This is a genomic window from Thalassobium sp. R2A62 (genome assembly GCF_000161835.1).
In the GTDB taxonomy this organism is placed as follows: domain Bacteria; phylum Pseudomonadota; class Alphaproteobacteria; order Rhodobacterales; family Rhodobacteraceae; genus Thalassobium.
The window spans coordinates 1,843,812-1,858,138 of the sequence record NZ_GG697169.2 but is presented as its reverse complement, the minus strand read 5'-3'; the positions used below and the strand labels follow the sequence as shown (position 1 = coordinate 1,858,138).

The following is a 14,327-nucleotide window of genomic DNA, read 5'->3' as shown; positions in this document are numbered from 1 at the left end:
CGTAATCTTAGGGAGAACAAGATGTTTTTGAAGAAAATTGCAATCGCGACCGCCGTGTCGTTGATGGGCACAACAGCGATGGCTGCTGCATGTCCTGACGCAGGCCGCGTCAGCATCGTTGGTAACGAATTCCCAGCGATCCAAACAATCGGTGCAGGCGCATCGGCTTGTACGGGCGGTTCTGTGGAAGTGTCGACAAACCTGACGGCAGACCACCAGACAATCAACTTGCCTGGCATGATCTCGTCGCCAGCCGAATACACATCTGCGATCATCGCGAACTCGTCCATCGTGGCGTTGATGAACGACGACGTCATCCGCCCACTTGGCGATCTGGTTGCAGCCCACGGTGCAGACCTCAAGCCTAACCAGTTGATCACAATCAACGGCGAAGTCATGGCGGTTGCGTTCATGGCAAACGCACAGCACCTCGTTTACCGTGCTGACGTTCTGGCCGAAGCTGGCGTAGAAGTTCCATCCACATACGAAGAGATGCTGGCTGCTGCTGAGAAAATCCGCAGCATGGGCCTGATGGATAACCCTGTTGGTGGCGCATATGCTGCTGGTTGGAACCTCGCTCAGGAATTCAACAACATGTATCTGGGCCACGGCGGCGAATTCTTCGCTGCGGGTTCCGCAGAGCCAACCATCAACAACGAGCAGGGCGTTGCCACTCTCGAAATGATGAAGTCTCTGTCGGCTTATATGAACCCTGACTTCCTCACACATGACAGCAACGCAACCAACGCTGAATACCGTGCGGGCAACGTCGCATTGATGAACATGTGGGGCAGCCGCGCTGCGACAATGACAGATGCAGACGGTGTGTCTGATGCAGTCAAAGACGGCTTTGCTATCGCAGGTCCAATGACAGTTGCAGGTGGTGATACACCAGCCTCCACTCTTTGGTGGGATGGTTTCACTGTCGCGAAAAACATCAGCGACGAAGATGCAGAAGCCACATTCATGGCAATGGTCAAAGCGATCGAGCCTGCAATCCTCGACGATGACGAAATCGCAAAGCAGGCTGTTTGGCTGATCGATGGCTACGAGCCAACCGAAGCCGCTGTTGGTGTTTTCGCCGCTGCGAACTCGGGCACGATCCCTTACCCAATGCTGCCTTACATGGGCCTGATGCACTCTGCATTGGGTGCCGAATTGGCTGACTTTATGCAGGGTAAAGAAACTGCTGAGCAGGCTCTGGCTGACGTAGAAGCCGCCTACATCACAGCTGCAAAAGAAAAAGGCTTCCTGAACTAAGGACGCCCAATCGACGGGGGGCCGTTCGCGGCCTCCCGTTTCCACCATCCCTTTCGATTTAGGACACCCGAGATGAAGCACAGAACGTTCTTCTGGTTCTTCGCGCCCACCGCGCTGGCGATGCTGATTTTTATTGCAGCACCCATTGTCTCGGTCGTGCTGCAATCGTTTTTCACCCCGCATGAGGCGGTCTTGATCGAAGTCGAGAACTGCGGCCCGTTTGGCTGTCAGATCGAAACGACGATCGACCAAGACGCAACCGCCGCCATTCGAGGGGAAAAACCACTGGGCCGCTTTGTCGGTGGGTCAATCTATCTAGACCGCGGTCACCTCGCCACGACCGAAGTTGCCGCCGCATGGCGTGGCTCGGACAGTATGGGCGCGTTCTTTGATGAACTCGGCGACCTGCCGTTCTACCGCGCGATTGGCTTTACCTTGGTCTATACGTTCACGGTCACGCCACTGTTGATCATCCTCGGATTTGCGATCGCCGTTGGCGTCAACTCGCTTCACAAACGCCTAAAGGGGCTCGCAATCTTCTTTTCGCTACTGCCGTTCATCGTCACCCCATTGGTCGGTTCGCTGATCATGTTCTGGATGATCGATAGCCGCGGTATTCTGGGGTCTGCGCTGCAATGGATGGCGGATGACCCGACGCTCTCGCTCAAGGCGTCAACCAGTCTCACGTGGATCATGTTGATCGTCTACGGGGTCTGGCACTCGGCGCCCTTTGCCTTTGTTGTCTTCTATGCCGGCCTGCAAACCGTCCCCCAAGACACGCTCGAATCCGCCCAGATTGATGGCGCGAGCCGTTGGCAGCAAATTCGCTATGTTGTGCTGCCGCACCTGATGCCGCTCGTGACTTTCGTGGCGCTCATTCAATTGATGGACAACTTCCGCGTCTTCGAGCCGATCTTTGGCTTTAGCGCTCAGGCCCACGCAACATCACTGTCGTGGATCATCTTTAGCGATCTCAATGGCGAGACCCGCCAACTGTCAGCTGCGGCAACCACATCGGTCTTGACGATCATCGGTGTCGCAATCTTGCTCATGCCTGTGCTAGTCCGCACATGGCGCGATTTCAGAGGAGGCGCACACTAATGGCGTCCAAAGCACAACAAGCGCCCTTGGGTCTGCGTCTGGCGACCTACGGTTTTATCATTGCATGGCTGATCCTTGCGGCATTCCCGTTCATCTGGACACTGTGGGGGTCGTTCAAGGTCGAACTTGATTTCTTCTCTATTGCAGACTGGACCAACGCACTGACGGGTGAGTTGACCAAGGACACTCACGGGTCGTCCTTTACCGGTGCAGGCTACGAAGGTGCGTGGGTCAAAGAAGAATTCTGGCGCTCTGTCATCAACACGTTTCTTGTGTGTTTCTTTGTCGTCGTAACGTCGCTGACACTTGGCACCTTGGGTGGATACGCGTTGTCGCGCTCGGGGCATAACTATGTGTTCTGGCTGCTGATCACGGCGCTGATTTTCCGTGCAATGCCGCCGATCACGCTTGTCTCTGGCTACCTGCCGCCGTTTTTTGCATGGAATCTATGGGGCTATCTGCCCACTGGTATCATCGTGCTGGTCGCGATCAACCAACCCTTTACCCTCTGGATGCTGCATAGCTTCTTTCAAAAGATCCCCAAGGAACTGGACGAAAGCGCCAAGGTCGATGGCTGCACCCAGTTTCAGGCGTTCCGCCATGTCATCATCCCCGTCATGTGGCCGGGCGTGATCACCACGGGTCTGTTCAGCTTCCTTCTGGCGTATAATGACTTTGCCGTCACAGCGATGCTTCTGGCCAAAGAGAACCAGACGATGGTTCCCAAGATTGCATCGTTCCTCGGGACAACCCAGACCGAAGGCAACGTGATGTTTGCGGTGGCCGCCGTTGTGTCTGCAACAGCCCCTCTGTTTATCCTCGTGATGTTTTTTCAACGTCAGATCGTCAGCGGTCTCACTGCGGGTGCAGTCAAAGGATGAGCAGTTCCAAGGTCACATCCTTGGACGTCGCAGACCGTGCCGGTGTCAGTCGATCCGCCGTGAGCCGTGTGTTCACGCCGGGTGCCAGCGTCAGCAAAAAGACCGCCGCCAAAGTGCGCGAAGCAGCCGAGGCGCTGGGCTATCGCCCCAACGCGTTGGCACGGTCGTTGTTGACGGGGCGCAGTCGGATCATCGGCCTCGTGGTCGCCTATCTAGACAACCATTTCTATCCCACTGCTCTTGAGAAACTCTCGAATGCGCTCGAGGCTCAAGGGTATCACGTTCTTGTCTTTATGGCCTCGAATAAGGCCGGTGACATCGAAGCGGTGGCCACTGAAATTCTCGACTACCAAGTCGACGGGCTTGTCCTTGCATCTGTGGCGATGACCTCTGATCTGGCCGAGAAATGCCGCGCCCAAGGGGTGCCAGTGGCACTGTTCAACCGCCGCCAAGGCGACGCGGGCGAACTGGCTATTGTGTCTGACAACAGGACAGGGGGCGAAATGGCTGCCGACTATGTTGTCGATCGTGGGTTCACCCGTATTGGATATATCGCGGGTTGGAACGGTGCTTCGACCCAAGCGGAACGGGAAGACGGCTTTACCTCGCGCCTTGTGGCCCGTGGGCGGTCACTCTTTGCGCGTGGGACAGGTGATTTTGATCCCGAACGGGCCAAGGATGCGGCGCGCGAAATGTTCAGCGCTGACACCCACCCCGATGTGGTTTTTGTGGCCAACGACTATATGGCGTTCCAAGTCATGGATGTGCTGCGTTTTGAATTGGGGCTGAAAATCCCGCAGGATGTCGCGGTCATCGGCTTTGACAATGTGCCAACAGCCAGCTGGGCACCGTATGATCTGACAACGATTGAGCAAAATGCCGAGGCCATGATCGAACTGACAGTCAAACATCTGATAGCCGCGATCAATGGCACGCGTTTGCCGAGCCCTGCACCTGTACCTGTCCGCCTGATCGAACGCGGCTCGACCTAGAGGGCACACGCCCCAGTAGGATCTGGTTCTAAGTCACCGTATCATCAAACCACGTATATTCGCGTCGCAGCGCCAAATATCATGGGTGATCCTGATGGTATATTTGGGGATATCGTCGGGTACGTCCTGCCAGCGCATCAAACACCGGCAGGAACGTTACTTAGCGTTGTCCGTAGTACAGACCCACGACGTGTTCCGCCTGTGCAAAGAACAACCAGCGTGACATCAGCACACCAGCCACATGCGACAGAACCGCAGGGACGGCGACCCAATGGCCCAGCGACGAGAACACCAGCAACAACAGAACTGGCACAACAACCGCCAGAACGATGGCGAGGATACGCAGTGTTTGCGCATGTTTGCGGCCAATCTGATGCACCATTTCGCGCAGCAAATAGTTCGTACCTGTGTGTGGTGGCTCGAACGCACGGACCTTGCCGATGCTGCCCAGTTGCGTTGCACTCTCCATGGTGGATCCTGCTGCCTTGAATTGTCCGTCACCCAGAAACCAGTGGGCCAACTGTGCCAGACCTGCAATCACCAGCAATGGGATCGCTGTCCAAATCTCGCCGACCATCAACGCGCCGCCACCCAGTGACAGCACCATGAACATCACCGGTGTGGTCCAGTGGTTCCAACGTGGCACGGTTTTCAACTGTGCGTAGATCATCGAGGTGCCAAAGACTGTCCCCAATGCCAGCAGCGCACCGATCAAACCCAACACAGCGTATTGCGTATAGAGAAACACCTCAGCCGCGGCATAGAGAGCCATGACAATCAACGTCGCAACCGACAGGACGCCTTCACGCGACAGCCAGCTGGTTTTCCACTGGGTGAACGCCTTGAGGAACCGCTCGGGATGGCCGAGGTGGAACATCGACGACAGCAGTCCACCAACGGCGAACACATAGGCGATCAGATAGAAAAAGAACGCGGTCCAGCTGACGACCAACGGTTGCCCAAGCCCAAGCCAGAACAACATGCCAAAGCCGAGGCCCGAGAAGACGGTAAAAATGATAACTGAAGGTGCTGGATGCATTATTTCGCTCCTGGCATGGATGAGAGTGCGTTGTCCAACCAACCAAGAAAGCCCTTGGCCTCTGGTACAACTGGATCAAGGAACGGGGCCAGAATATCGATCTCTGGCTCGGCGTCCTTGGGGCGAGGTGGCAGGTATTTGTTGACAGGCTTGGTGCCTTGTTCTGGCATCAGATCAAACCCACCACGCTCGGCGACCAGAACGCTGACATCGCTCTCTGGATCACCTAGATCACCAAAGTGGCGTGCGCCTGCGGGACAGGTCCGAACACAGGCGGGCTGGCGGTCTTCTTCGGGCAGGTTGTCGTTGTAGATGCGATCAACGCACAGCGTGCATTTCTTCATCACGCCTTCTTCTTGGTCCAACTCGCGTGCACCGTAGGGGCAGGCCCACGCGCATAGGCCACAGCCGATACAATCGCTTTCGTTCACCAGAACGATACCGTCTTCGACCCGCTTATAGCTGGCCCCTGTTGGGCAAACGGTGACACATGGCGCGTCTTCGCAGTGCAGGCAGGATTTAGGAAAGTGGATCAGCTGTGCTTCGCCCTGCGCAGGCTGCACTTCGTAACTGTGTACGCGGTTCAGGAATGTCCCCGACGGTTTGGCACCGTAAGCATCCTGATCTGACAAGGGCGCACCATAGTTTTCGGTGTTCCATCCTTTGCACGACACCACACAGGCATGACAGCCCACACATGTGTCTAGATCAATCACAAGACCCAGCTTTTTGGCGGTTGTTGCTGGCAGTTGGGTCATAGGAATGCCCCCATTGTTTGTGGTGTTAAATAGGTGATCGGCTGTTCTGCCTCGGCGTCCCAAGTGGCGATGTACCAAATGAAACTGCCCAGCGTCAGGGTGATGAACGCACCGATCAGCAAGAGAACTTGGAGATTGGTCATTTGCCCACCTTCCACTTCAGACCCTTGGGACCTTTGCCAACGGGCGACTTGATGGCTGGCAAGACTGGCTGGCTTTCAGCAGGGGCGACAGCCTTTTCAACACGGACCTTTAGGTCGAACCACGCGGCCTGACCTGTGATTGGATCCGAGTTGGCCCAGCGCAAACCGTCGCCTTTGGGCGGCAGCAATTCGTGGATCAAATGGTTCAGCAAAAACCCTTTGGTCGCTTCGGGTACATCTTCGTCCAGCGCCCATGCACCTTTGCGTTTGCCGATCGCATTCCATGTCCAGATCGTGTTGGCGTTCAGGGACGCCTGATGCGCCACTGGAACTGTGATCTCGCCATGGGGCGACGTGACCCGTGCCCAATCACCATCCTCAAATCCGTTCTCTTCCCAGATCTTGGTTGGAACATAGAGAGGGTTGTGACCATGGATTTGGCGCAGCCACGCGTTCTGTGATCCCCACGAATGGTACATCGCCATCGGGCGTTGCGTCAGAGCCGTGACAGGATATTCCTCGGCCTTGTTTTCATCCTCGGACGAATACCAGATCGGCAGTGGGTCCAACGTCTCTTTGATCCGTTCGCGCAGATACTCTGGCGGCTGACGGTCGCCATGACCTTCGGCAGCCAGCTGGAATTTGCGCATCGGCTCGACATAAAGCTGAAAGATATAGGGCTGCACAGCGTCGAAGAAACCCTTGGCCACGGCCCAGTCCTGATAGGCGCTGTTCCACGGTTTGTAGAATTGCGCTTCGCTTGGCACATGCTCGACCCAGAACCCGCCGTTCTCGATATAGGCATCGATCTGTGCTTCGTTCACGTCGCCGCGCCCGCCTTGCAAGCCGTCCTCACCAACACGCCAACCGGCGAGCGGCCCAACACCCGGACGACGGATGTGGTTGGTGATGTAATCTGCATAGTCTTTGTATTTCTGGCTGCCGTCCTCGTTCACGAACCCTGGCAGGCCCAAACGACCACCCAATTCGCAGAGCGCAGATTGGAACCCTTTGACATCGCGGTCTGGTTCGACAACTGGCCAGCGGATCGCATCGGCTACGGCGTCAGCCTCGCAGATCGGACGATCCAGCAGCGAGATACAATCGTGCCGCTCCAGATAGGTCGTGTCAGGCAGGATCAGGTCCGCATATGCCACCATTTCCGAGCTGTAGGCGTCCGAATAAATGATGTTCGGGATGACATAACTGCCGTCTTCGTATTGATCGGTCAGCATCTCCATGACGCCGCCCGTGTTCATTGACGAATTCCACGACATGTTCGCCATATACATAAACAGCGTGTCGATCTTATAGGGATCGCCCGCATGCGCGTTGGAAATCACCATGTGCATCAGACCGTGCGACGACATGGGGTTTTCCCATGTGAACGCCTTGTCGATGCGTGCGGCACTGCCATCATCCTTGAGACACAGATCCTCTGGCCCGTGGACAAAGCCCAAGTGTGGACCGTCCAGCGCCTGACCTGGTGTCACACCGTAGTGCGGCTTGGGGTGGGCTGTCGCAGGTTTGGGGTAGGGCGGTTTGAACCGCATGCCACCCGGCGTCTCGACACTGCCCAGCATGATCTGCAAAACATGCAGCGCACGGCAGGTTTGGAACCCGTTGGCATGGGCCGAGATTCCGCGCATCGCGTGGAATGAAACAGGGCGACCAATCATCGACGCGTGTTTCTTGCCGCGGAAATCGGTCCACGGTGTCTTGATCTCGATCGCCTCGTCAAAGGCAACGCGCGCCAGATCAGATGCCATGCGGCGGATACGGTCGGCACTGATGCCAGTTGCTTCGGCCACGGCTTCGGGTGCGTAATGCGGATCGAGGTATTTCTCAGCCATCATATGCATGACGGGTGTGTGCGTGACGCCGGCGTCGCGGTAGGTTGCGGACAAGTCAGGCTCGACCCCTTGGCCATCAAACGGTGCCAGTTTGCCGGTGCGGCGGTCGATGACCTGCGGCTTGCCGTCAGCATCGCGCAGGAACAGACCAAACTGTTCGGATTTCTCATCGCCGTTCACCAGAACAGGGGCGTTGGTGAATTGCGCGAGGTAGTCGAGGTCGATTTTACCGGCCTTAAGCAATTCGTGAATCATCGACAGGATGAACAAGCCGTCGGTGCCCGGTGTGATGCCGACCCAATCGTCGGCCACTGCGTTATAACCGGTACGGATCGGGTTCACACCCACAACCCGTGCGCCGCGGCCTTTGATTTTGCCAATGCCCATCTTGATCGGGTTGCTGTCGTGATCCTCAGCAACGCCAAAGATCATCAGCATTTTGGTATTGTCCCAATCAGGCTGACCGAATTCCCAGAATGCGCCGCCCATCGTGTAGATGCCAGCGGCCGCCATGTTTACCGAACAGAACCCGCCGTGTGCGGCATAGTTTGGCGTGCCAAACCCCTGCGCCCAGAGCGACGTAAAGGATTGCGACTGATCGCGACCTGTAAAGAACGCAAGCTTTTCGGGGGCCTCTTTGCGGATCGGTTCTAGAACATTCGTCGCTATGGTCAGCGCTTCGTCCCAAGTGATCTCTTCGAATTCGCCTGATCCACGTGGTCCAACCCGCTTCATCGGCGCGCGCAGGCGCGATGGTGCGTTGTGCTGCATGATCCCAGCCGAGCCTTTGGCACATAGAACACCTTGGTTCACAGGGTGGTCCTTGTTGCCCTCGATGTAGGCAACCTCGCCGTCCTTCATGTGGACGTTGATCCCGCACCGGCACGCACACATGTAACAGGTGGTTTTGCGCACCTCATCGGATACCTTTGGCGACAGATCAATCTCTGGCTGGTCTTTGGGCATCAGGGAGTTCCTTTGTAAGTCATAGAGCGGTTCGGATCAGCCCAACAGTCGCCAAAGTCACGAGAAGGCCTAGACAAAATGGACGATAGTAGGGTTCCAGGCGAACTGTGAACATTTTCGTGCCCACGTAAACACCCAAGAGCGTTGTTGGGATCAGGGCCAACCCGCGTAGTGCAGCGGTTTGGTCCATAACACCAAAGAAAAGATACGTGATCAGCGAGGTTAAAGCACCGATAAACAGGAACATAACAAGCGCGGCGCGCATTTTTCTGGCAGGTGCGTCTTGGCTCAGCACATAGAGCGCGACAATCATGCCACCAATCGAGGCGAGACCAGTTGCGATACCCGCAGCAAAGCCCACTGAATAGAGGCCCGCCCTGGTCGCCAAGAACGGAATGCGAATTTTGGCCAGCTGCAAAACGGCAGCGGCGACAATCAAAGCAAGAGCTACAATTTTTGATGTCTCAACCGGCAGGCTGGTGGTCAGCGCCAAGCCGAATGGCACGCCGACTGTTGACCCGATCACGAGCCCCATGACGACGCCGCGGTCCGCCTCGCGCCAGCCCCCGCGCGCCATGATGATCGACGCGGACATCTCTAGCCACCAACAGATAGGGATCAATGCGACAGGCGGCAAAATGAAAATTGCCGAGGCCATGACAAGTGCGGACAATGCAAACCCTGAAAAGCCCCGTACAACACCTGCGACAAATGTGATCCCGCAAAGGATCAGCATCTCGGGGATGGTCAGTGCCAGCAGGTCAGTCATGCAGAGGTCACAATCGCCGCCAGCGCGGCCGACGCCATACGTGCCGCTGCAGGATCCGCACGGCTGGTCAGCAAGAGCGGCACATTGGCCCCCATCACGATGCCAGCAGCACACCCGCCGGACAGATAAACTAGGCTCTTAAAGATCGCGTTGCCGGACACAATGTCGGGCACGACAATTGCATCGGCGCGACCCGCGACAGGATCGTCAGACAACCCTTTGGTCGCGACGGCGTCGGGCGACAGGATCAAATCCAACGCTAACGGGCCTGAGAAATGCGCGTTCTGGATGTTCTCGCGTGCCCATGTGGTCAGCTCGTCCGCCTCGACTGACGAGGGTACAGACGGGATCACGCTCTCGGTTGCGGATAAAAACGCCACGCGCGGCTCTGGGTTGCCAAGCTTGTGCAACAAACCCACAACTTCGCGGGTTGCGTCATGGCGGGTCTCGATGTTCGGGCTCACATTGACGGCTGCATCCGAAATCAGCATCGGGCGACCGCCCGTTGGGTGCGAGATATGGAAGATATGAACCAGCCGGTTGCCTGTGCGCAAACCCGCATCACGGGCCAGTGCTGATTTCATAAACACATCCGTGTGCAGCTGACCCTTCATCAGAACGTCAGCTTCGCCAGTACCGCACAACTCGGTAGCCCTGGCGCCCGCTTCGGCCTCGCCCGTCGTGTCATGTACCGCGAGCTCAGAAATGTCCCAGCCCAATGCATCCGCTTCGCGCTGAATGTCTGCGGCTTCGCCCACCAGAACGGGGGTCATGATGCCGGCATTTGTGGCCTCCATCGCGGCCTGCATCGGCAGCGGTGCCCCCGCGCGGGCAATCGCAACACGGGGTGTCGCGGCCTCTTGGGCACGGGTCAATAGATCATCGGGACAGACGGCAGCGGCCGAACTCAGAAAAGGAGAAGGGGCGGTCATGATCCGGATGTTCCTGCTAAAAAGAAAAAGGGCCCCCGCGGTGTCGCGAGGGCCTGTCTTGTGTCGGCTTAGACCGCCTGAACCTGCATGTCCGCTTTGGAGATGCCAGCAACTTCAACCGGCTGCTTCATTGCGTCACGGCGGAACGGATCGCCCAGCTCTTGGTTGATCATCGCTTCGATCAGCGTCGTGATGCCGTTCTCCATCTGGTCCTTGATCGCCTGTGCCAGAGCTGCAGTCAGCTCTTCCTGAGTGCGTGCAACGACGCCCTTCAGACCACATGCATTCGCGATACCAGCGTAGGAAACACCTTCGTCCAGCTCTGTGCCAACAAAGTTGTCGTCGAACCACAGTGTTGAGTTCCGCTTTTCAGCGCCCCACTGGTAGTTGCGGAATACGATCTGTGTGATCGCAGGCCATTCGCCGCGACCGATCGCTGTCAGCTCGTTCACCGAGATGCCGAATGCGCCGTCACCAGCGAAACCAACAACTGGCGTGTCGCGCTGGCCGATTTTCGCACCAACAATGGATGGCAGACCGTAGCCACATGGACCAAACAGGCCCGGTGCCAGATATTTACGGCTGTCGTTAAAGGACGGGTAGGCGTTACCGATCGCACAGTTGTTGCCGATGTCCGAGGAAATGATCGCCTCAACAGGCAAAGCTGCCTGAATCGCGCGCCATGCCATCCGAGGCGCCATCCAGTCCGGCTTGGCTGCACGTGCACGTACGTTCCAGTCGGTGCCCGGATCGTCCTGCTCTTCGGTCATGGATGTCAGTTCCTGAGCCCAAGCAGATTTAGTCTGCGCGATGTTCTCTTTGCGCTCTTTACGACCTGCATCGCCAGCATCGTCGGCCAGTTTGGACGAAATAGCTGTTGCGACTTTGGCTGCGTCACCGACGATACCAACAGTGACCTTTTTGGTCAGGCCGATGCGGTCAGGGTTCAGGTCAACCTGAATGATCTTGGCGTCTGTCGGCCAGTAATCGATGCCATAGCCCGGCAGGGTCGAGAACGGGTTAAGACGTGTGCCAAGGCACAGAACAACGTCGGCCTTTGCGATCAATTCCATACCGGCCTTCGAGCCGTTGTAGCCCAGTGGACCAGCATACAGAGGGTGGTTGCCTGGGAACGCGTCGTTGTGCTGGTAGCCCACACAAACAGGTGCGTCGAGTGTTTCAGCCAGAACGCGGGATGCATCAATGCCGCCCTTGGACAGGATCGCGCCTGCGCCGTTCAGGATCACTGGGAACTTGGCTGACGACAGCAAATCTGCTGCGTATTGGACCGCGTCCGCGCCGCCCTGCGGCAATTCGAAATCAACGATTGTTGGCAGCTCGATGTCGATAACCTGTGTCCAGAAATCGCGTGGGACGTTGATCTGTGCCGGTGCAGAGGCACGTTTGGCCTGCATGATCACGCGGTTCAGTGTCTCGGCGATGCGCGTTGGGTCACGTACTTCTTCTTGGTAAGCGACACAGTCAGCGAACAGGTTCATCTGCTCCATCTCTTGGAAGCCACCTTGACCGATTGTTTTATTGGCGGCCTGAGGTGTCACCAGCAGAACCGGTGTGTGGTTCCAATAGGCAGTCTTCACAGCAGTCACAAAGTTTGTGATGCCCGGACCGTTTTGCGCAATCATCATGGACATTTTGCCGGTTGCACGTGTGTAGCCATCAGCCATCATGCCGCCGGATGTCTCGTGGGCGCAGTCCCAAAAGGTGATGCCCGCATCCGGGAAAATGTCAGAGATCGGCATCATGGCGGAGCCAATAATACCAAAAGCGTTGTCGATGCCGTGCATCTGAAGCGTTTTGACAAAGGCTTCTTCGGTCGTCATTTTCATGGATGTGCTCCTTAGCGCATAGGAAGAGGCTGTAAGGCCGGCTGATATAGATTTAGCTCTACGGAAACCCGCAGAGTCGCGTTAGGGCCAGTTACGTTATCGCAATAAGACCACTGATTTTGTTTTTGAGACTTAAGGTCTCAATAAATTACTGGAGTGGTCTATCAGATTCTTTCCCAAAGGCAAAGCCCTTGGGGCGTGACTAAACCACTCTTCGTATAAGCCGAAAGTTAGACCGCGCCATTGTGCTGCATAGCGTCGATTTCCTCTGCAATGAGTGCAATTCCCGCCTCAATCCGTGCGGGCGGAATAGAAGAGTAGGCAATGCGGTAGAATTGATGCCCCTGCGCCCCTGCGGTCTCAAAAAACGGACCACCCGGTTCAATAAGGACCCCTTTGTCGCGCAAACGATCGGCCAACACGCGGGTATCGATTCCATTTGGCGCCTGCATCCAGAACGATGACCCACCAAACGATCCGCGCCCTGCAATATTCAGGCCATTGGTCTCCAGCGCACGGTTCATGATTTCACGCCGTTCCTGATAGGCACGTCCCATCCGACGGATCAGCGCATCATAGTGTCCCAGCGACATGAAATAGGCCGCGGTCCGCTGAATATGCCCTGGCGGGTGGCGCAATACAGACGACCGCAATGCCCGTGCCTCGCGGATAAATGGCTCGGGCCCAACCAAATATCCCAACCGCAATCCGGGAAAGAGGGATTTGGAGAATGATCCGACGTAGATCACACGCCCTTCGGTATCGAGCGATTTCAGAGCGGGCGAAGGGGATCTGAGAAACGACATCTCGAATTCATAGTCGTCTTCGACAATCAAGAAGTCCTGCTCAGAGGCGGCGCGCAGCAGTTCGTGCCGCCGCGAGACCGGCATCGTCGCGGTCGTCGGGCACTGGTGGCTAGGGGTGGTAAACACCACATCCGTTTCAGGCGGTAAATCTTGGGGGCGCAATCCGTCACGATCGACAGGGATAGGCGCGAGGTGACAGCGTGCTTGGGTCAGAATATCGCGCAACGACGGATAACAGGGGTTTTCGATCGCCGCAGTCCGCCGCTGTGTCAGCAGGATCTGTGCAGTCAGCCACAGGGCGTTCTGCGCCCCCAGCGTCAGCAGGATTTCTTCAGGACGGGCCAAAATCCCGCGTCGAGGCAGGGTCTGGCGTGCGATAAAGTCGATCAGCTTGGGGTCGTCTTCGTCAAAGTAGTCCGTGGTCAGCGCTTCGAAATCCTTGCGGCCCAACGCCTGCAACGCACATAGCCGCCAATTCGCAGTATCAAACAACGTCTCATCGGCCTGCCCATAGATGAACGGGTATTTGTAGGTCCGCCAATCGTTTGGTTTGCGCAGGGCCTCGCGGCCGGTGAAGTGCTGTCCAATTGCACGGCTCCAATCGACGGTGTCGTGGGCTTGGCGTGCTGGAAAATTGGGGGGCTCAGGCGCGTTGTCTGATACGTAATACCCGGACCGACCCTTGGACACGATATAGTCGTCAGCCAAGAGTTCCGTATAGGCTAGCGTCACGGTGATCCGGCTGATACCAAGATGTTTGGCCAGCTTGCGTGATGACGGCAGCTTTTCCCCTGAACGGAACCGCCCCGACAAAACCCCTTCGGCCACAAGCTGCTGGATTTGCGCTTGCAACGTACCGGTTCCATCACGGTCCAGGAAAAAGGTTTCTTCTGAGATTGCCATGGCATTCGCATAGATTGGACCTAGCCGCAGGTCAATCTGGCATTATGGCTGATCTAACGGAATTGCCTTTATCACAT

Annotated in this window: 12 protein-coding genes; 4 read left to right on the top strand and 8 right to left on the bottom strand. The window is 56.7% G+C overall.

The window, feature by feature from the left end; genetic code table 11:
- The first annotated feature begins 21 nt into the window (after positions 1-21).
- The 4 genes from TR2A62_RS09180 to TR2A62_RS09165 all read left to right on the top strand — a co-directional run bounded on the left by TR2A62_RS09180 (position 22) and on the right by TR2A62_RS09165 (position 4,234).
- Entirely contained in the window at positions 22-1,260 is a 1,239-nt protein-coding gene (locus TR2A62_RS09180; protein ID WP_009158833.1) for an ABC transporter substrate-binding protein, read from the top strand.
- Positions 1,261-1,332: 72 nt separating this feature from the next.
- Positions 1,333-2,361, top strand: coding sequence for a carbohydrate ABC transporter permease (locus tag TR2A62_RS09175; protein WP_009157836.1), 1,029 nt, complete (start codon positions 1,333-1,335; stop codon positions 2,359-2,361).
- Positions 2,361-3,242: a carbohydrate ABC transporter permease gene (locus TR2A62_RS09170; RefSeq protein WP_009160781.1), complete on the top strand. Its 882-nt coding sequence runs from the start codon at positions 2,361-2,363 to the stop codon at positions 3,240-3,242. Before TR2A62_RS09175 ends, TR2A62_RS09170 begins: the two co-directional genes overlap by 1 nt.
- Positions 3,239-4,234 (top strand): LacI family DNA-binding transcriptional regulator, encoded by a 996-nt coding sequence (locus tag TR2A62_RS09165; protein WP_009159946.1) that lies wholly within the window; start codon positions 3,239-3,241, stop codon positions 4,232-4,234. Before TR2A62_RS09170 ends, TR2A62_RS09165 begins: the two co-directional genes overlap by 4 nt.
- 160 nt (positions 4,235-4,394) lie before the next feature.
- Here TR2A62_RS09165 and TR2A62_RS09160 read toward each other — a convergent pair whose 3' ends face one another.
- The 8 genes from TR2A62_RS09160 to TR2A62_RS09130 form a co-directional block, all read right to left on the bottom strand.
- Positions 4,395-5,273 (bottom strand): DmsC/YnfH family molybdoenzyme membrane anchor subunit, encoded by an 879-nt coding sequence (locus TR2A62_RS09160; RefSeq protein WP_009158863.1) that lies wholly within the window; start codon positions 5,271-5,273, stop codon positions 4,395-4,397.
- Positions 5,273-6,031, bottom strand: coding sequence for a 4Fe-4S dicluster domain-containing protein (locus tag TR2A62_RS09155; RefSeq protein ID WP_009157814.1), 759 nt, complete (start codon positions 6,029-6,031; stop codon positions 5,273-5,275). The genes TR2A62_RS09160 and TR2A62_RS09155 overlap by 1 nt, the downstream gene beginning before the upstream one ends.
- Positions 6,028-6,174: a hypothetical protein gene (locus TR2A62_RS18795; protein ID WP_009159591.1), complete on the bottom strand. Its 147-nt coding sequence runs from the start codon at positions 6,172-6,174 to the stop codon at positions 6,028-6,030. Before TR2A62_RS18795 ends, TR2A62_RS09155 begins: the two co-directional genes overlap by 4 nt.
- Positions 6,171-8,993 carry a molybdopterin oxidoreductase family protein gene (locus TR2A62_RS09150; RefSeq protein WP_009158302.1) on the bottom strand — a complete coding sequence of 941 codons (2,823 nt, stop codon included), beginning with the start codon at positions 8,991-8,993 and terminating at the stop codon, positions 6,171-6,173. Before TR2A62_RS09150 ends, TR2A62_RS18795 begins: the two co-directional genes overlap by 4 nt.
- A gap of 19 nt (positions 8,994-9,012) precedes the next feature.
- A complete protein-coding gene (locus tag TR2A62_RS09145) occupies positions 9,013-9,762 on the bottom strand; it encodes a sulfite exporter TauE/SafE family protein (RefSeq protein WP_009157322.1) in 750 nt (249 codons plus the stop codon).
- A complete protein-coding gene (locus TR2A62_RS09140; RefSeq protein WP_009160164.1) occupies positions 9,759-10,694 on the bottom strand; it encodes a phosphate acyltransferase in 936 nt (311 codons plus the stop codon). The genes TR2A62_RS09145 and TR2A62_RS09140 overlap by 4 nt, the downstream gene beginning before the upstream one ends.
- A gap of 68 nt (positions 10,695-10,762) precedes the next feature.
- Complete coding sequence (xsc, locus tag TR2A62_RS09135) at positions 10,763-12,541, bottom strand: sulfoacetaldehyde acetyltransferase (RefSeq protein ID WP_009159597.1); 1,779 nt, start codon at positions 12,539-12,541, stop codon at positions 10,763-10,765.
- A 230-nt stretch (positions 12,542-12,771) separates the two neighbouring features.
- Positions 12,772-14,250: a PLP-dependent aminotransferase family protein gene (locus TR2A62_RS09130; protein ID WP_009160664.1), complete on the bottom strand. Its 1,479-nt coding sequence runs from the start codon at positions 14,248-14,250 to the stop codon at positions 12,772-12,774.
- Positions 14,251-14,327: the final 77 nt, after the last annotated feature.

What these genes read in the sequence shown, in the direction of transcription:
- TR2A62_RS09130 (WP_009160664.1), bottom strand. Translation starts at nt 14,250, where the DNA reads ATGGCAATCTCAGAAGAAACCTTTTTCCTGGACCGTGATGGAACCGGT.
- TR2A62_RS09150 (WP_009158302.1), bottom strand. Translation starts at nt 8,993, where the DNA reads ATGCCCAAAGACCAGCCAGAGATTGATCTGTCGCCAAAGGTATCCGAT.
- TR2A62_RS09175 (WP_009157836.1), top strand. Translation starts at nt 1,333, where the DNA reads ATGAAGCACAGAACGTTCTTCTGGTTCTTCGCGCCCACCGCGCTGGCG.
- TR2A62_RS09155 (WP_009157814.1), bottom strand. Translation starts at nt 6,031, where the DNA reads ATGACCCAACTGCCAGCAACAACCGCCAAAAAGCTGGGTCTTGTGATT.
- TR2A62_RS18795 (WP_009159591.1), bottom strand. Translation starts at nt 6,174, where the DNA reads ATGACCAATCTCCAAGTTCTCTTGCTGATCGGTGCGTTCATCACCCTG.
- TR2A62_RS09180 (WP_009158833.1), top strand. Translation starts at nt 22, where the DNA reads ATGTTTTTGAAGAAAATTGCAATCGCGACCGCCGTGTCGTTGATGGGC.
- TR2A62_RS09145 (WP_009157322.1), bottom strand. Translation starts at nt 9,762, where the DNA reads ATGACTGACCTGCTGGCACTGACCATCCCCGAGATGCTGATCCTTTGC.
- TR2A62_RS09165 (WP_009159946.1), top strand. Translation starts at nt 3,239, where the DNA reads ATGAGCAGTTCCAAGGTCACATCCTTGGACGTCGCAGACCGTGCCGGT.
- TR2A62_RS09160 (WP_009158863.1), bottom strand. Translation starts at nt 5,273, where the DNA reads ATGCATCCAGCACCTTCAGTTATCATTTTTACCGTCTTCTCGGGCCTC.
- TR2A62_RS09140 (WP_009160164.1), bottom strand. Translation starts at nt 10,694, where the DNA reads ATGACCGCCCCTTCTCCTTTTCTGAGTTCGGCCGCTGCCGTCTGTCCC.
- TR2A62_RS09170 (WP_009160781.1), top strand. Translation starts at nt 2,361, where the DNA reads ATGGCGTCCAAAGCACAACAAGCGCCCTTGGGTCTGCGTCTGGCGACC.
- xsc (WP_009159597.1), bottom strand. Translation starts at nt 12,541, where the DNA reads ATGAAAATGACGACCGAAGAAGCCTTTGTCAAAACGCTTCAGATGCAC.